General features: G+C 63.8%; 13 protein-coding genes. 7 read left to right on the top strand and 6 right to left on the bottom strand.

The features are described 5' to 3' along the window. Positions 1 to 346: 346 nt before the first annotated feature. The 6 genes from LZA78_RS06215 to LZA78_RS06190 all read left to right on the top strand — a co-directional run bounded on the left by LZA78_RS06215 (position 347) and on the right by LZA78_RS06190 (position 6,770). Positions 347 to 1,249 carry a LysR family transcriptional regulator gene (locus tag LZA78_RS06215; protein ID WP_233676064.1) on the top strand — a complete coding sequence of 301 codons (903 nt, stop codon included), beginning with the start codon at positions 347 to 349 and terminating at the stop codon, positions 1,247 to 1,249. Positions 1,250 to 1,370: 121 nt separating this feature from the next. Next, a complete protein-coding gene (locus LZA78_RS06210; RefSeq protein ID WP_233676063.1) occupies positions 1,371 to 2,534 on the top strand; it encodes an ABC transporter substrate-binding protein in 1,164 nt (387 codons plus the stop codon). 63 nt (positions 2,535 to 2,597) lie between these two features. Continuing rightward, a complete protein-coding gene (locus tag LZA78_RS06205) occupies positions 2,598 to 3,581 on the top strand; it encodes an ABC transporter ATP-binding protein (RefSeq protein WP_233676062.1) in 984 nt (327 codons plus the stop codon). Further along, positions 3,578 to 4,525, top strand: coding sequence for an ABC transporter permease (locus tag LZA78_RS06200; protein ID WP_233676061.1), 948 nt, complete (start codon positions 3,578 to 3,580; stop codon positions 4,523 to 4,525). The genes LZA78_RS06205 and LZA78_RS06200 overlap by 4 nt, the downstream gene beginning before the upstream one ends. Continuing rightward, positions 4,515 to 5,324: an ABC transporter permease gene (locus tag LZA78_RS06195; RefSeq protein ID WP_233676060.1), complete on the top strand. Its 810-nt coding sequence runs from the start codon at positions 4,515 to 4,517 to the stop codon at positions 5,322 to 5,324. Before LZA78_RS06200 ends, LZA78_RS06195 begins: the two co-directional genes overlap by 11 nt. A gap of 21 nt (positions 5,325 to 5,345) precedes the next feature. After that, a complete protein-coding gene (locus tag LZA78_RS06190) occupies positions 5,346 to 6,770 on the top strand; it encodes a gamma-aminobutyraldehyde dehydrogenase (RefSeq protein ID WP_233676059.1) in 1,425 nt (474 codons plus the stop codon). A gap of 109 nt (positions 6,771 to 6,879) precedes the next feature. Here the strand turns inward: LZA78_RS06190 and glsA are convergent, their stop codons facing one another. Next, positions 6,880 to 8,739, bottom strand: coding sequence for a glutaminase A (glsA, locus tag LZA78_RS06185; RefSeq protein ID WP_233676058.1), 1,860 nt, complete (start codon positions 8,737 to 8,739; stop codon positions 6,880 to 6,882). A 417-nt stretch (positions 8,740 to 9,156) separates the two neighbouring features. Between glsA and LZA78_RS06180 the strand changes: the two genes are divergently transcribed. Beyond that, complete coding sequence (locus LZA78_RS06180) at positions 9,157 to 9,543, top strand: DUF3307 domain-containing protein (RefSeq protein WP_233676057.1); 387 nt, start codon at positions 9,157 to 9,159, stop codon at positions 9,541 to 9,543. 4 nt (positions 9,544 to 9,547) lie between these two features. Here the strand turns inward: LZA78_RS06180 and LZA78_RS06175 are convergent, their stop codons facing one another. From LZA78_RS06175 to LZA78_RS06155, 5 genes are all read right to left on the bottom strand, one after another. Next, positions 9,548 to 11,704 (bottom strand): CHASE2 domain-containing protein, encoded by a 2,157-nt coding sequence (locus tag LZA78_RS06175; RefSeq protein WP_233676056.1) that lies wholly within the window; start codon positions 11,702 to 11,704, stop codon positions 9,548 to 9,550. A 33-nt stretch (positions 11,705 to 11,737) separates the two neighbouring features. Then, positions 11,738 to 12,631, bottom strand: a complete 894-nt coding sequence (locus tag LZA78_RS06170; RefSeq protein ID WP_233676055.1) for a FecR family protein — start codon at positions 12,629 to 12,631, stop codon at positions 11,738 to 11,740. A gap of 220 nt (positions 12,632 to 12,851) precedes the next feature. Further along, entirely contained in the window at positions 12,852 to 14,099 is a 1,248-nt protein-coding gene (locus LZA78_RS06165) for an RNA polymerase factor sigma-54 (RefSeq protein WP_233676054.1), read from the bottom strand. After that, a complete protein-coding gene (locus tag LZA78_RS06160) occupies positions 14,096 to 14,818 on the bottom strand; it encodes a type 1 glutamine amidotransferase (protein ID WP_233676053.1) in 723 nt (240 codons plus the stop codon). The genes LZA78_RS06165 and LZA78_RS06160 overlap by 4 nt, the downstream gene beginning before the upstream one ends. A 55-nt stretch (positions 14,819 to 14,873) precedes the next feature. Further along, entirely contained in the window at positions 14,874 to 16,370 is a 1,497-nt protein-coding gene (locus LZA78_RS06155; protein WP_233676052.1) for an aldehyde dehydrogenase, read from the bottom strand. Positions 16,371 to 16,382 lie beyond the last annotated feature (12 nt).

Here is a 16,382-nt window from a genome sequence, read left to right as displayed (position 1 = left end):
CTCAAAGCAAGCCGTACCAAAGCTCGTGCGGGGTCGCGCGGCTTCAGACCCGGCGTTTACGCCCTTGAGGAGGCCGGTTTGATTCGGCTGTCAGCAGCATTGCATCCGTAGGTCTGCGCGCTTGCAGCCAGGTTCGAACTAGCGCGCGTCTGCTCCGTTCCGGAGGCGGGCTGGAGCGTTATCGACCGTGCGGTCGTGTCGGTGCGGTTCAATCATATCGATGATCTCCGTGCCACTTGCGCCGCAACGGGCCGTCAGCGCCGGTGAATGATCGCCGCGCGTTGGTGCTTGAGGCCGGTGCGGCTTCGTGGTGCTATCTGGCGCAGGTTAGGGGCAGGGGCGCGCGATGGCCTTCACACTCAAGCAGCTTCGCTATTTTGTGGCGGTGACCGAGGCCGGGACGGTCTCGGGGGCGGCCCATGCGCTGGCGATCTCGCAATCCGCGGTGACCGAGGCGATCCGAGAGCTTGAGGCCGATCTGGGCGTCACGCTGTTCGAGCGCCACCCGCGCGGTCTTGATATCACGCAAAAGGGCCACCAGTTCCTGCGCCATGCGACGGGGATCCTCAGCAATGTCTCGGACGCCCGGCACGCGCTTTCGACCGAGGCCGAGGATATCACCGGCACGCTGCATATCGGGGTGACCTCGCTTGTGGCGGGATATGTGCTGTCGGACATTCTGGCGCGGTTTCGGCGCGCCAACCCGAAGGTGCAGGTGAACGCAGTCGAGGACAGTGGCGATTACCTTGAACACCTGCTGGTTGGGGGCGAGCTGGACGTGGCCGTCATGGTGACCTCGAACATGCGCGACCGGATGGCCCTGCAAACCGAGATCATCGACGTCTCGCCCTATCAACTGTGGCTGCCAAATGGGCATGACCTGAGCACGCGCACCTCGGTCTCGATCGGCGATCTGATTGACGAGCCGATGATCATGCTGCGCGTCGATGAAATCGAAGAAGCGACGCGCAAGCTGCTCTCGGCCTTCGGCGCCCGGCCGCGTGTGGCCTTCCGCACCCGCTCGGTCGAGGCTGTGCGCTCGCTCGTGGCGACGGGGGCGGGGATCGCGCTTTTGCCCGAGATGGTCTATCGCCGCTGGTCGCTGGAAGGTGACCGGATCGTGTCGCGCGACGTTTCGGGCAGCTTGCCGGTGGTGCAGGTCGGCGTGGTCTGGCGCAAGGGCGCGCCCTTGTCGCGCGCCGCGCGCGAGTTCGTTCTGGCCGCGCAAGTCCATAATAACGTGAAGTAAAGTCACGATATCGGAAATTCCGATACTGCCCACCAGATTATTGAATTTGTGAAATCGGTTCATCGCGCGCAGGCTTCGCGCCAAGGGAGTCGAAGCTCCCATGGCAACAGGGATGACGCAGATGAAAAAGATCTACATGGGATGCGCCTCGGCGCTGGCGCTTGGCCTTGCGATGGCTATGCCGGCAGGTGCCGCCGATATGCTGACCGAGCTTGGCGCGGGCGAGGGCTCTGTCTCGATCGTGGCCTGGCCGGGTTATATCGAGCGCGGCGAGACCGATCCGGCCTTCGACTGGGTGACCAAGTTCGAAGCGGCCACCAGCTGCAAGGTCGAGGTCAAGACGGCCAACACCTCGGACGAGATGGTGGCGCTGATGAATGAGGGCGGCTTTGACCTTGTGACCGCGTCGGGCGACGCCTCGCTGCGGCTGATCGCGGGTAAGCGCCTGCAACCGGTCAACATCGACCTGATCCCCAGCTGGTCGCGCGTCGATGATCGTCTCAAGGATGCGCCCTGGCACACCGTGGACGGGATGCACTACGGCACCCCCTTCATGTGGGGGCCGAACGTGCTGATGTATAACACCGCGGCCTTCCCCGAGGCGCCGAAAAGCTGGGATGTGGTCTTCAAGGAGATGGACCTGCCCGACGGCAAGTCGAACAAGGGCCGGGTGCAGGCCTATGACGGCCCGATCTACATCGCCGACGCCGCGATGTATCTGATGGCGCATCAGCCCGAACTGGGTATCAAGAGCCCCTACGAGCTGAACGAGGATCAGTACAAGGCGGCGCTTGACCTGCTGCGTGGTCAGCGCACGCTGGTGTCGCGTTACTGGCATGACGCCTTCATCCAGATCGACGACTTCAAGAACGAGGGCGTCGTGGCCTCGTCCTCCTGGCCGTTCCAGGTGAACCTGCTGCAAGCAGATGGTGCCAAGGTGGCCTCGGTTATCCCCGAAGAGGGCGCGACCGGCTGGGCTGATACGCTGATGCTGCATGCCGACAGCGAGCATCCGAACTGCGCCTATATGTTCATGGAGCACTCGCTAAGCTCGAACCTGCAATCGGACCTCTCGGTCTGGTTCGGCGCCGTTCCCTCGGTTCCCGACGCCTGCACCGACGGCTCGGGGATGCAGACTGCCGAGGGCTGTGCCACGAACGGCCTAGACGATTTCGAGCGCATCAGCTTCTGGCGCACCCCGGTTTCGAAATGCGACAGCCAGGGCACCTGTGTTCCCTACTATCGCTGGGTGTCCGACTACATCGGCGTGATTGGCGGCCGCTGATCCCTGTGCGTAAGTCCCGGACTGGCCACGCCGGTCCGGGAACCTCCCCCTGAAAGAACTGACATGACTGATGCTGTGACATTCCGTGGCGTTTCGCGCCATTACGGACCTGTGCGGGCCGTGGATGAGGTGGATCTGGCGATCCGCGACGGAGAATTCTTTACCATGCTGGGGCCGTCCGGGTCGGGCAAGACGACCTGCCTGCGGTTGATCGCGGGGTTCGAGCAGCCGACCGCCGGCCATATCGAGATTTTTGGCGAGCGTGCCGATGGCGTCCCGCCCTACCTGCGCAACGTGAACACCGTGTTCCAAAGCTACGCGCTGTTTCCGCATATGAACGTGCTCGACAACGTGGCCTTCGGGTTGCGGGTAAAGGGGGTGAGCCGGGTCGAGCGTCTGAAAGCCGCCGAAGAGGCGCTGGCGATGGTTGAGCTGGCCGGTTACGGAAGCCGCCGCGCGGGCGAGTTGTCGGGCGGCCAGCGTCAGCGCGTGGCCCTTGCCCGCGCGCTGATCAACAAGCCCCGCGTGCTGTTGCTGGACGAGCCGCTCGGCGCGCTCGACCTCAAGCTGCGCGAGCAGATGCAGGAGGAGCTGCGCAAGCTGCAACGTGCGCTTGGCCTTACCTTCGTTTTCGTCACACATGATCAGGAAGAGGCGCTCTCGATGGCCGACCGCGTGGCAGTTTTTGCCGAGGGTCGCATTCAGCAGGTGGGCAGCGCCGAGGATATCTATCGTCGTCCGGCTTCGCGCTTCGTCGCCGATTTCGTGGGCTCCTCAAACGTGATCCCGGCCGATTTCGCGGGCGTGGGCGCTGCGGGCCAATGGGCGAGCCTGCGCCCCGAGGACATCACCCTTGACCCCGCCGGGCGCGAGGCGGTGGTGACCGGGCGCTATTTCCACGGCCGCGTGGTGAAACTGGCGCTGGATGTCGGCGGCCAAGCCCTGACCGCGCTGGTTGCTCCGCGTGACGACCTGCCAGATGCCGGTCGGGCCACGCGCATCGCGTGGGACCCGGCGCGGGTTCACCTGATGGAGCGCGGATCATGAGCGCCCTGAGCCCCGCCATCTTCGCCCCCCGCTCGGGGCCCTTATCGCGCGCGGTCGATTGGGTGATCCGCCACCCGCGCATGTTCGTTTTCCTGATGGTGCTGCCGATCTCGCTCTGGCTTGGCATCGTCTATATCGGTGCGCTGATCGCGCTGCTGATCCAGAGCTTCTTCTCGATCGACGAGTACTCGGGTCTAATCGTCCATGAGTTCACGCTCAAGACCTATGCCGAGCTGTTCCGCTCTTACAATCTCGACATCATCATCCGCACGGTGTCGATGGCGGCGGCGGTGACGCTGGCCGCGGCGGTGATCGCCTTCCCGATCGCCTATTTCGCGGCCCGCTATGCGCGCGGCAAGTGGAAGGCGCTGTTCTACATCGGGGTGATGCTGCCGCTTTGGTCGAGCTACCTTGTCAAGGTCTACGCCTGGAAGTTGGTGCTGGCGAAAGAAGGCATCCTGAACTGGCTTTTCGCCAAGCTGCACCTGACCTGGGCGCTTGAGGCCGCGCTGGCGCTGCCGGTGGTGGGGGGCAACTCGCTCTCGGTCAGCTATCTCGGCACCTTCATCGTATTCGTTTATATCTGGCTGCCCTATATGATTATCCCGGTTCAGGCCTCGCTTGAAAGGGTGCCCGCGCCGCTCCTGGAGGCCGCCGCCGATCTGGGGGCCACGCCCGCACAGTCGTTCCGCATGGTGCTGTTTCCGCTGGCGATGCCGGGGATCGTGGCCGGGTCGATCTTTACCTTCTCGCTGACGCTTGGCGATTACATCATCCCGCAGATCATCGGCTCGTCGCGGCTTTTCATCGGGCAGGCGGTCTATACCCAGCAGGGCACGGCGGGGAACATTCCGCTGGCCGCGGCCTTCACCGTGGTGCCGATCGTGATCATGGGCCTTTACCTGTGGGGCGCGCGCAAGATGGGGGCTTTCGATGCACTCTGATACCCGCGCACCGCTTCCGCTCAAGCTGGCCGCCGCCGGAGGGCTGTTCTTCCTGCTCGCGCCGATTGCGCTGATCTTCGTTTACGCCTTCACGACCGAGGAGAAGAGCTTCCAATGGCCGCCGCCCGGCTTCACGCTGAAATGGCTCGGCGTGACGCTCAACCGCCCCGACGTGTGGGAGGCGCTGTTCCTGTCGCTGCGTGTCGCCGCGATCTCGACCGTCATCGCGCTGGCGCTTGGCACGCTGACCGCCGCTGCCGTGGCCCGGTCGCGCTTCTTCGGGCGCGAGACGATCTCGCTCTTGGTGATCCTGCCGATTGCCCTGCCGGGGATCATCACCGGGATCTCGCTGCGCTCGGCGTTTTCGCTGCTGGAGATCCCCTTCAGCACCTGGACTATCGTGCTGGGTCACGCGACCTTCTGCATCGTCATCGTTTATAACAACGCGGTGGCACGGTTCCGGCGCACCTCGGGGGCGCTGATCGACGCGGCGATGGATCTGGGCGCGGACGGGGTGCAGACCTTCACGCTGGTGATCCTGCCCAATATCGCGACCGCGCTGCTGGCGGGGGGGATGCTCGCCTTCGCGCTCAGCTTTGACGAGGTCATCGTCACCACCTTCACCGCGGGGCAGCAGACCACGCTGCCGATCTGGATGCTTGAGGAACTGGTGCGCCCGCGCCAGCGCCCGGTGACCAACGTCGTCGCCATGGCCGTCGTGCTGGTGACGGTGCTGCCGATCCTTGCCGCCTATTACCTGACCCGCGACGGCGAACACACCGCCGGCGCCGAGAAATAAGACAAGAACAGGGAGACTGAGATGGACACCCAAATGCTGATCGGCGCCAGCCTTGTGAGCGGCACCGAGACCGAGGAGCAGATCCTCAATCCGCGCACCGGCGAGCTGATCGTATCGCTGCCCGAGGCCTCGCTGGCGCAGGTCGAGGCCGCCGTCAGCGCCGCCGAGCAGGCCTTTGCCGGATGGTCGCGCACCACCCCCGCCGAACGTTCGGGCTATCTTCTGAAAATCGCCGAGCGGATCGAGGCCGAGGCCGAAAGCCTTGCCGCCCTTGAGGCGATGAACTGCGGCAAGCCGGGTCATATGGCTCTCGGCGACGAGATCCCCGCCATCGTCGATTGCTTCCGCTTCTTCGCGGGCGCGGTGCGCTGCATGACCGGCCCGGTCGCGGGCGAATACCTGGCGGGCCACACCTCGATGATCCGCCGCGATCCGATTGGCATCGTGGCCTCGATTGCGCCCTGGAACTATCCGCTGATGATGATGGCCTGGAAGATCGCGCCCGCTATCGGCGCGGGCAACACGGTCGTCTTCAAACCCTCGGAACAGACGCCTCTGACCGCCTTGCGCATGGCCGCGATCTTCGCCGAGATCCTGCCCGAAGGCGTGGTGAACATCATCCTTGGCCGCGGGGAGACGGTTGGCTCGGCACTGATCAACCACCCCAAGATCGCGATGATCTCGCTGACCGGCGACATCGCCACGGGGCGCAAGATCCTTGAGGCCGCGAACAAGACGATCAAGCGCACCCATCTGGAACTGGGCGGCAAGGCACCGGTCATCGTCTTCGACGACGCCGACATCGAGGCCACCGTGCAGGGCCTGCGCGCCTTTGGCTATTACAACGCCGGGCAGGATTGCACCGCCGCGTGCCGCATCTACGCGCATAGCTCGGTCTATGACCGCTTCGTTGCCGATCTAAGCGACGCGGTTTCGTCCATAGCCTATGGGCAAGCCGATGACGCTCAGAACGAGATGGGGCCGCTTATCTCTCTACGTCAGCGCGACCGGGTGGCCAGTTTCGTCGCCCGCGCGCGCGAGGCCAACCATATCGAGGTCGCCACCGGCGGCGAGATCCCGGATGGACCCGGCTTTTTCTACAAGCCCACCGTCATCGCAGGCGCGCTGCAAACCGACGAGATTGTGCGCCGCGAGGTCTTTGGCCCCGTCGTCTCGGTCACCCGTTTCGACGATGCCGATCAGGCCATCGCCTGGGCGAATGACTCGGATTACGGCCTCGCGTCCTCGGTCTGGACCAAGGATGTCTCGCGCGGCCTGCAGGTCGCCTCGCGGCTGCAATACGGCTGCACCTGGGTGAACACCCACTTCATGCTGACCAGCGAGATGCCGCATGGCGGGTTGAAGCAGTCGGGCTATGGCAAGGATCTGTCGTCCTACGCGCTCGAGGACTACTCGGTCGTGCGCCACGTCATGGTCGCGCATTGATCGGGGGGGCGTGCGCGCCCCCCAACCACCTACGGATGCAAGGCCGAGCGGTTCTGATCGAGCAACGCGCCCGGTCGGCGATCATAGGAAGCGTTTGCGCCCGCCTGGATCACTCCAGGGCCTTGATCTGATCGTTGGCAGCCCGCAGCCGGTTCGAGAGCGAGCGAACCATGTTTGCCAGCATCACCTCCATGATCCGCGGGCGGGTCTGGGCAAGTTTTCGCACTTCCTCGACGTCGAAGGCATAGGCGAGCACAGGCGTATCGGCGCAGGCGTTTGCAGAGCGCCGCCCGCCGTCCAGCAGCGCCATCTCGCCAAAGCTCTGCCCCGGCCCGACCGAGGCGATGCGCCGCGCGAGGTCGCTTGGTTCGCCAAGATGAATGCTGACTGAGCCCCGCGCGACGATGAAAATCAGCCGCCCTTCGTCGCCGACCTTCAGGATCGTCTGCCCTTCCTTGAAGTTGAAGGACAGGATCAGAGGCTCTAGCGCGGCAATCTCTTCGCGCGACAGGCCCTGGAAAAGTTCCAGCTCCGAGAGCTTGAGCTTTTCCTCCCGATGGTTCAGGCCGTGGCGCTCCAGAAGGGCGTTCTCGGCCGCTTCCAGCGCGTGATCGAGATCGGAAACGAAGGCAAGCTGCCCCGAGGCGACCTCTTCGGCGAACGCGCCTTCGAAGCCGCGCAGGTTGTCATTGGCGCAGACCTCGGTGAAGACCACCTTGCAGCCGGTTGCGGAGCGCTCGGTCACGAACTGGCGCAGCAACATGCGCGCGGCGCGGTCGGCATAGGCCACGCGGCGGAAATCGATGATCAGCGTGTCGCTGCTTGTCGCGACCTTGCTTGCTTGCCGCAGCAATCGCTCGGCTGTGCCGAAATGCAGCGGCCCCTGTGCCTCGACGACTGAAATGTTCTTGCCGGCCTGATAAAGCACCTGGATTTCGGACTGGCTGCGGACGCGGTTCGAAGTGACCTCGTCGCCATGATACATCCGGCGTACGACCGCGCGCGTGTCGGTGCGGTCCACATAGGCATGTAGGCTGAAATCGCGGGTGAAACGCTTGCACACCTCGATCCCGCGCACCGAGTTGCCCACGCTGTCAAGGCGCGGTGAGTAGACCGCGATCCCCAATTGACCGGGCAGCACGGCAATGATGCCGCCGGAGACCCCGCTTTTCGCAGGCAGGCCCACGTCGAACATCCACTGGCCGGCGTAGTCATACATCCCGCAGGTCGCCATAACCGAAAGCACGTCGCGCACGTTGCCGGGCGAGATCACCTGCTCACCGGTAATCACGTTGCGCCCATGTGCTGCCAGAGTCGCCGCCATTACGGCAAGATCGCGTGCGGTGACAAGGATTGAGCACTGCCGGAAATAGAGATCGAGTACCTCTTCGGTCGGGCCGTTGATCATGCCCGAGTTGAGCATCATGTAGGCGATCGCGCGGTTGCGGTGCCCGGTATCGCTTTCGGATTGGTAGACCGTCTGGTCCATGGTCAGCTTGCGCCCGGCGAAGCGGCTAAAGAAATCCATCTGGGTGGCTTCGCGCTCCGCGTGGTTTTCGCCCCGCAGCAGTTCCGACATGGCGATGGCGCCCGCGTTCACCATCGGGTTGAAGGGGCGGTTGTTCACATCGTCGAGCACGATCGAGTTGAAGGGATCGCCTGTCGGCTCGACACCGACTTTCTTCAATACTGTCTCGAGTCCGTATTCTTGCAGCGCATAGCCGAACATGAAGGGTTTCGAGACCGACTGGATCGTAAAGGGCACATCGGCGTCGCCCGCCGAATAGACCTTGCCGTCCACGGTCACCACGACGACGGCCAGATGCTCGGGGTTGGCCTTCGCGAGCTCGGGGATGTAATCGGCGACCGTGCCTTCGGTGTTCGTGGCGATCTGCGCAAGAAGGTCGTGAAGATATTGCTCGACGGGGGACCGGCTTTGAAAACCGACGCTTCGCTCCATCGCAACCATCTTCGTGTCCTCGCTTCCGGGGGTAGTGATCTTGTACTGACCTAGCGGAATATGTGCCCTTCGCACTGTCAAGAAATGCCACGGGGCTTTGTGACAACCCGGCAGTGGGCGCGGGAAACTGTAATGATTTTGAGCATATTTGACGGCGTGCGCCGAACTTTGCCGTTTGTTCGGGCAGTTCGTGATTTGCGGGGCGCCGTGCCGCAAGTTTGCTCGGCAACGATGTCTTCTTCGGGCGATGATCTAATGGGCAGTGGGCTAGGGAAAATATCGCAAACTGTGCAGGCCGGTATGCGCGCCTGCGTTCGCGCATAAGTCTTTGTAATTCGCGTGCAGTTGCGTTTAGGTTGAATCTAGCTGGCAGGGTTGTGAGGTGGTCGTGGTTTTCGTGCAGAACAGGTTGGCGCGGAGGGGCGCATGGTGATCGGCGCCGTGGATGTTCTGGCTCTGGTGCTGTTGTTGCAGGCCAAGCACCTTGTCGCGGATTTCTACCTGCAAAACCAGTTCATGCTGTCGGGCCGCAACCGCTACTTTCATGCCGGGCGCGCGACGCATGTGCTGATCCATCTTGCGGGAACGGCGCTGTCCTTTGCCTTGCTTGGTATCGGCGGGGCCTTTGTCGCGATGATCCTGCTGGCCGAGTTCATCGTGCACTACCATATCGACTGGGCAAAAAGCGCTGTGGGTGAGCATTACGGCTTCAAGCCCGACATGCCCGAGTATTGGCACGCGCTCGGACTTGATCAGGCGCTGCACCAGATCACCTATCTTGGCATGGCAGCGGCTTGGTATCTTCTAAGCTGAACGGCTAGAGGAAATCCGCGCGCCGATCTCGCAGCGCGTCGTAAAAGCCCGCAAGGCCAGGCTCGATCTGGGAAATCAGGTGCCTGCACGCGTCTAGGGCCGCAGGCACCTCATCGTCCAAGACGAGGGCTTTGATCAGGCGCGTGTGATGCTCGCGAAGTTCGGCGAAGACCTCGGATCGTGCAAGCTTCTCGTCTCCGATCACAATGCAAAGCGCCTCGCGTTCGCTGATGCCCTTGAGTTCAAGGCGCCCGGCGGGAAGCGTGGCAATCCTTCCCGCCATCATCTCGACCGAGTGTTGGGTGGTAACGATGTCATAGCCGATCCGTCGGCAGCTTGCCTCGATCCGTGCGGCCGTGTTCACGGCCTCACCGATGGCGGTGTAGTTGAAGCGGTCGCGCGAGCCGATGTTGCCTACGCAAACGATACCGGTGGCAAAACCCATCGCGATGGCGATGGGCGGCCGCCCGGCGGCCTGCGAGCGGGCATTGAAAGCAGCAAGGCTCTGGCGCATCTGCAGCGCGGCGCGGGCGGCGTGAAGGGCATGGTCCTCTACCTCCAGCGGCGCGTTCCAGAATGCCATCACGGCATCGCCAATGAACTTGTCGAGCGTTCCGCGCTCGCGCAGGATCTCTGCGCCGAGATTGGTGAACAGGTCGTTCAGCAGCTCGACCAGATCAGTTGCCGAAAGCTTCTCGCTCAGGGGGGTGAAGCCCCGGATATCGCTGAAAAGAACGGTGACCTCCTTGGTGATGCCGCCGAGTTCCAGCTGGTGCCCTCCTTTCTCGATGTCGCTCAGCACCTCCGGGGCCACGTAATGCGAGAAGGAGCGGCGTATGCGGCGCTTGTCGCGATCCACCGCGATGAACTGGTAGGCCAAGAGCAGGAAGAAATTCGCAGCCCCGCCCAACAGGGGAAAGGTCGCGTCGAACAGGATGCCTGCGCGCATGTAACTGAGCGCGCTGATCGCAACGATCGAGGCGCCCACGAACAACCCCGATACGACGGTAGTCACGGCACCTGCCTGTGTCATGAGCGAAGTCATCACGATACCAAGCACGATGAACGCTATGATCTCAAGGCCGGCTGTGAAATCGGTACGCCGAAGCGCATCACCCGACAGGATTTGTTCGATGATCTGCGCATGGATTGAAACCCCGGGGACGGTTTCACCCAAGGCCGTTGTCCGAATATCAAGCAGTCCGGCAGACGAGGTGCCCACTAGGACGATCGCGCCTTCCACTGCGGCGCCTGCCGACCCTCCCGTCTCGTCCGAAAGTATGTCTGCGGCAGAGATATATAGGCGCGGATCGTCTCGGCGATAGTGCACCCAGAACTGCCCTTCAGGGCCGGTCGGAATGTCGAATGGACCAAGCCCGACGCTTTCGAGCGCCCCCGGAACCCCGGGCACGCCTGTCAGAAGATAGGTGGACTCTCCCAATGCAAGGCGCAATGCCTCCACTGCCAGCCCGGGCATCACCCCGCCCGGCGTTTGCCAGAACAGGGGGACTTCGCGCACCACACCGGTGGATTGACCCGGTGCGACGTTCACGCCGCCAATTCCCGCCGCGGCTTCATAAAGCGGTGGCGCGAGGCGCGTTGTCTGCGGCAGAGAATAGAGCCCCCGCGTCGGCGCATCGCCGATTTCGACGAGGCCAGATTTCGGGGCAAGATTGTTACCGCGATCCTCTTGCGCAGAGGCGATCCCGAGAACGACCGGATTGCCTTCGATCGTCGCAGCCAAAAGGGCATCATTGTCAAGCGAGCTTAGCGAAGCTGGATCTTTCAGCGCCACTGCAATCGCGGGGTGCTGTGCGAGACGGGCGGGGGAATAGCGGTCCGGCTCGGAAAAGAGGACATCGTATGCAACAGAGGCCGCGCCCATCTGCAGCAGCCGCGCGGTCAGATCAGCTACAAGATTGCGCGGCCAAGGCCACTGGCCAAACTCCGCCAGCGCGCGGTCGTCAATATCGACGACGCGGACCGGAAGCTCAGGAAACTTCCGGGGGGCCGCGCGCTGCAACTGATCGAAATAGGCTAGGCGGATGATGCGCAAAGGCTCCGGGTCAACAATGCGCACCGCCGTTCCCAGCGAAACCAGTGAGAAGCCGATGATCAGGAAGGCGCGGAAGATGTTTGAAACCTGCCGTCGGCCCGTCATTCTGGCTCTCCACCGAGCTGATGCGATCAGCCGTTATTCTTTCTTCGCGCCACCCTGGCCTTTGCCGGTGCCGGTGCCGCTCTGGCCATTGCTGACATCGTTGCCACGCCCTTCGCTAGGGCCGGTGCTGCCGCTGTTGCCCGGGAAATCTGTGGGCGTTTCGACTTCGGGCTCGGGCTCGGGCTCGGGTTCCGGTACAGGCGGGGCAACCGGCGGCTGCGCTTTGGGCGGCACCTCGTTCATTGCCACGATCAGGTGCCGGTCACATGCCTGAACATTGGTGCGGAAGTCTTGCCTAAGTGTCTGTTGCGCCAACACGAAGGGAAAGCCGCTGCGCAATGTCTGGTTTGCCTCTTTTTGCGAGGTCAGCTCTGCGACTCCACCGCCGCCGGTCCTTACGAGGGTGCAGCCACTGGCAACCTCGGCGCAGCTAGCCCCGGAGCCACACATCTTGACCTCTCCGTCATGCAGGGCGAGCGCGGTTTGCCGTCTAGGATCGATCGCCAGATCGAAAATCGTGCCGCGAATGCCCATCGTCGCCGTCGGAGTGGCGATCTTGTAGGCTGCCTTTTCGCTTTTGCCGGTGATGAAACGGAAACTGCCTGACACGGCCGTGACCGCAAGGCTGCTTGCGCTCTTGGAATTGCGCATCAAGACCTGATCGATCTTGAGACGAGAATTGTTCCCGATCGCGATGCGCGTCTCGTCGGCAAAGACAAGTTGGACTTGCCCCTTGGCGTCAGTGACGATCTCATCACCCTGCTCAAGCGACATTCCGGTGGACAAGGCGACTGTCCCGGTCACGTTCTTCAACTTGGCGCCGTCTTGCACGGCGACTGCGGTTGCTATTCCAGCTTCGCCCGGAAGAGACGATGCTACGATGATGAATGCGCCGGCGAGCACGGCGGATATGAGGCGTTGGAACACTTTAGCACTGCCCCCCCGGCAAGCGGTAATCAGTTCAATTGGCTTGACGCAGTGGCAATGCATCCAGCCAGAAATCTAAATGTCACCCCAGTAAGTGCCAATCGACGCGCTCGGGCAAGAATTTTGTCGAAAATACGGCTAAAAGGCGGCTGAATTGGGCCAGATGCACTGCAATTCATCGACTTTGCGATATTCGTGGCCACCGCGGAGAACCCTTGGGTTACTGTCGGCACCTGCGCTTGCTCCGGTTTGCGATGCCTGCCTTCACCCGCCAGTTCGCCACCACGCGCCGTGACGCGGTGATCCCCTCCGCTCCCAATTGACGCGCCAGAGCCTCGTCGCTCAGCGGCTTCCGGGGGTCTTCTTTCGCGATAAGTTCGGTCAAGCGCGCCTGAACGGCGGGCCCCGAGTTGCTAGGACTTTCCGGATGGCGCCGGACCGAGCGGGCAAAGAACTTCCGCAGGGCCAGTGTGCCGCGCGGCGTATTGGCCGAGGCCGAATTGATCAGCCGACTGACCGAACTTTCGTGCAGGCCCACCCGTTCGGCCACCGCGCGCATCGTCAGGGCGCGCAACGCGATCGGCCCACGCGACAGGAACTCGGCCTGCTCCTGCGCCAGCACCTCACCGACCGCCAGCAGCGCCCGGTTGCGTCGGTCGAGCGCGCGCACCAGAGCGCGTGCCGCGACCCGTGCCTGCGACAGTATCGAACCGCGTGCGGGCGTAGCGCCCAGATCATGCAGGGAAAGGATCGGCAGAGTCTCGGGATTGAGACGGACGTGCCAAGCCTCGCCCACCGGCTCAAAGATAAGGTCGGCGACGCGGATGCGTGTAGGGGCGGTGGCGAAGGCCGCGGCCGGGCGTGGATCGAGATCGCGCAACGTGGCCAGCGCCTGCTGAACCTCGGGCAGGGGCAGGCCGGTTGCCCGGGCCAGGGCCGATGCGCCGCCCTCGGTCAGGCTCGGCAGGGCCTCGAGTACCCGCCGCAGCGCGGGGGGAACTGGCCCTTCGGCGGCAAGTTGCAGAGCAAGGCATTCCGAGAGGGACCGCGCAAAGAGCCCGCGCGGTTCGATCTGTTGCAGCGCGGCGAGCACGCTCTCGAACCGGCTCGGGGGCTGATCGAGCCGCAGGGCAACCTGTTCGACGGTCTCGGTCAGGAACCCGGTTTGATCGAGGGCCTCGGTCAGGGCGACGGCGATGCGGCGGTCCTCGGGGCGCGCGACCAGGCCGGGGATGCAGGTCAGGACGTGCTCGATCAGGGTCGGGCCATCGGCGGCGGTTTCCGGCGCGCCCTCGATCCCGCCGCGCGGCATCTGAAGGCGCAGCCAGGGGTTGTCCTGAGCGATTTCGCGCAGGCTTTGGGCAAGGTCGATATTCGATAGCTCAAGGAAGCCGATCGCGCGCGCGAGTTCTTGATTGAGCCGGAGCCCGAGCTGCTGGCGCAGCGCGACTTCCTGACGAAGCTTCATGGAGCGACCCTGGCGTGGCTGCGGAAGAAGCGCGCGACACCCTGCGCGATGCGGTCAGGCTCCAGCGGGTCGTCCAGCGAGGCCATCGCTGTTTCGGCCAGCGGGGCGGGCACGCGGATGCCGCTGGCGGCCACAAGCAGGTCGCGGATATAGGCGGGCTGGAACTCGGGGTGGAATTGCAGCGACATGGCGGGGAAATCGTCATAAACCAGCCCGCCATTGGGCGAGGCGGCGTTCGACAGAAGGTGCCGCGCGCCCGGTGGCAGTTCGATAACCTGATCCTGATGGAAGGACAGGGCCGATAGGGCCGAGGGGCCGAAGAGGTCCGCGCCTTCGGGGGTCAGGCTGTGTTCCTGCCGTCCAATGACCCAGCCATCATCCGATTTGCGCACAACCCCGTCAAAGGCCTGTGCCATGATCTGATGCCCGAAGCAGACGCCGACAAGGGGAATGCGTTCCGCGCGGACCTTGCGCAGGAAGGCCTCGAAGGGGGCGATCCAGTTGTGGCCCTCATAGGCGCCGGCGCGCGAGCCGGTGATCAGGTAGGCGTCGAAATCAGCGGGCTGGGGCAGGGCTTCGCCGCCGGCCACAAAGACATTGGAGAAGTCGGCCTCGGGCAAGTGCGGTCCGAGCCAGCGCATGAACATGCCCGCATAGGTGCCGTGATCGGGTTGGAAGGCCTCGGCGGGGCGGTCGGCCTCAAGTATGCAAAATCTCATGTCAGTCCTTTGGGTCGATGCGGGGCGCGAATTCCCTCGCGCCCCGGCTGTCGTGTCAGCTCATCTCGATCCAGACCGATTTGGTCTGGGTGTATTGCGTCAGCGCCTCAAGGCATTTGTCGCGGCCATTGCCGGACTGCTTGAAGCCGCCCCAGGGCGTCGTGGCATCGCCCGCTTCGTAGGCGTTGACCCAGACGATACCGGCCTCGATGTCGCGGGCAAAGCGGTGCGCGCTTTTCACGTTTGAGGTCCAGATTGCGGCGGCGAGGCCGTAGATCGTGTCGTTGGCTGTCTCGATCGCGTGGTCGAGGTTGTCCACCGGGATGATCGAGGCGACGGGGCCAAAGATCTCCTCCTGCGCGATGCGCATCTTGTTGGAGACGCCGGTGAACAGCGTCGGCTCGACGTAGCAACCGGCATTCAGGCTGGCGGGAACCCCGCCGCCGAAGGCAAGCTGCGCGCCTTCCTTCTTGCCGATGTCGATGTAGCTCAGCACGCGCGATTGCTGTTCGGGCGTCACCAGAGGCCCCATCGTCGTGTCGGGGTCGAGCGGGTTGCCTGGCTGGTGCATGGTCTTGGCGGCCTCGGTGAACAGCGCGACGTAGTCGTCATAGATCGCGCGCTCGACCAGGATGCGCGACCCGGCCGAGCAGACCTCGCCCTGATTGCCGAAGATGCCCGCAACGCCGGTGGTCGCGGCCTTGGCCAGGTCTTCGCAATCCGCGAGCACGATCTGCGGGGACTTGCCGCCGCATTCGGTAGTGACGCGCTTCATGTTCGACTGGCCCGCATAGATCAGCATGAGCTTGCCGACCTCGCCCGAGCCGGTGAAGCCGATCTTGTCCACGTCCATATGTAGCGCCAGTGGCTTGCCGGTTTCCTCGCCAAGGCCGGTGACCACGTTAAAGACCCCATCCGGTCCGCCCGCCTCGGAAAAGAGCCGCGCCAGCAGTAGTGCCGACAGGGGCGACTGTTCAGCCGGTTTCAGCACGACCGAGTTGCCGCAGGAGAGCGCCGGGGCAAGCTTCCACGCGGCCATCATCAGCGGGTAGTTCCACGGCACGACGAGGCCGCAGACGCCAAGCGGCTGGCGCAGGATGTAATGCAGCGCGTCGGCATTGGTCGCGGTCACGACGCCGTCCATCTTGTCGATGGTCTCCGCGAAGAACCGGATCGTCATCAGCGAGCCGGGGATGTCGATGTTGAACATGTCCGAGATCGGCTTGCCCATGTCGAGAGTGTCGAGCAGGGCAAAATCCTCGGCATGCTCCTCGATCAGGTCGGCGAAGCGGCGCATGACGGCCATGCGGTCCGAGGGCGCCATGCGCGACCACACGCCCGAACGGAAGGCGCGCCGGGCCGCCGTGACGGCGCGGTCAACGTCTTCGGCACCGCCGCGCGCGACGGCGGCGATCACCTCGCCCGTCGCCGGGTTGAGGGTTTCGAACTTCGCGCCCGAGGCGGCCTCCACGAACTTGCCGTCGATGAACATCCGGGTTTCGGGCGTTAGTGCCGCGGCGCGGGCCTGCCAGTCCAAGAAAGTCACGGTCATGGGATACCTCCG

Source organism: Rhodobacter flavimaris (assembly GCF_021378075.1).
In the GTDB taxonomy this organism is placed as follows: domain Bacteria; phylum Pseudomonadota; class Alphaproteobacteria; order Rhodobacterales; family Rhodobacteraceae; genus Rhodobacter; species Rhodobacter flavimaris.
The sequence above is the reverse complement of the archived record's forward strand: the minus strand, read 5'-3'. Positions and strand labels throughout refer to the sequence as shown.

What these genes read in the sequence shown, in the direction of transcription:
- LZA78_RS06190 (WP_233676059.1), top strand. Translation starts at nt 5,346, where the DNA reads ATGGACACCCAAATGCTGATCGGCGCCAGCCTTGTGAGCGGCACCGAG.
- LZA78_RS06195 (WP_233676060.1), top strand. Translation starts at nt 4,515, where the DNA reads ATGCACTCTGATACCCGCGCACCGCTTCCGCTCAAGCTGGCCGCCGCC.
- LZA78_RS06210 (WP_233676063.1), top strand. Translation starts at nt 1,371, where the DNA reads ATGAAAAAGATCTACATGGGATGCGCCTCGGCGCTGGCGCTTGGCCTT.
- LZA78_RS06215 (WP_233676064.1), top strand. Translation starts at nt 347, where the DNA reads ATGGCCTTCACACTCAAGCAGCTTCGCTATTTTGTGGCGGTGACCGAG.
- LZA78_RS06200 (WP_233676061.1), top strand. Translation starts at nt 3,578, where the DNA reads ATGAGCGCCCTGAGCCCCGCCATCTTCGCCCCCCGCTCGGGGCCCTTA.
- glsA (WP_233676058.1), bottom strand. Translation starts at nt 8,739, where the DNA reads ATGGTTGCGATGGAGCGAAGCGTCGGTTTTCAAAGCCGGTCCCCCGTC.
- LZA78_RS06155 (WP_233676052.1), bottom strand. Translation starts at nt 16,370, where the DNA reads ATGACCGTGACTTTCTTGGACTGGCAGGCCCGCGCCGCGGCACTAACG.
- LZA78_RS06205 (WP_233676062.1), top strand. Translation starts at nt 2,598, where the DNA reads ATGACTGATGCTGTGACATTCCGTGGCGTTTCGCGCCATTACGGACCT.
- LZA78_RS06165 (WP_233676054.1), bottom strand. Translation starts at nt 14,099, where the DNA reads ATGAAGCTTCGTCAGGAAGTCGCGCTGCGCCAGCAGCTCGGGCTCCGG.
- LZA78_RS06175 (WP_233676056.1), bottom strand. Translation starts at nt 11,704, where the DNA reads ATGACGGGCCGACGGCAGGTTTCAAACATCTTCCGCGCCTTCCTGATC.
- LZA78_RS06160 (WP_233676053.1), bottom strand. Translation starts at nt 14,818, where the DNA reads ATGAGATTTTGCATACTTGAGGCCGACCGCCCCGCCGAGGCCTTCCAA.
- LZA78_RS06180 (WP_233676057.1), top strand. Translation starts at nt 9,157, where the DNA reads ATGGTGATCGGCGCCGTGGATGTTCTGGCTCTGGTGCTGTTGTTGCAG.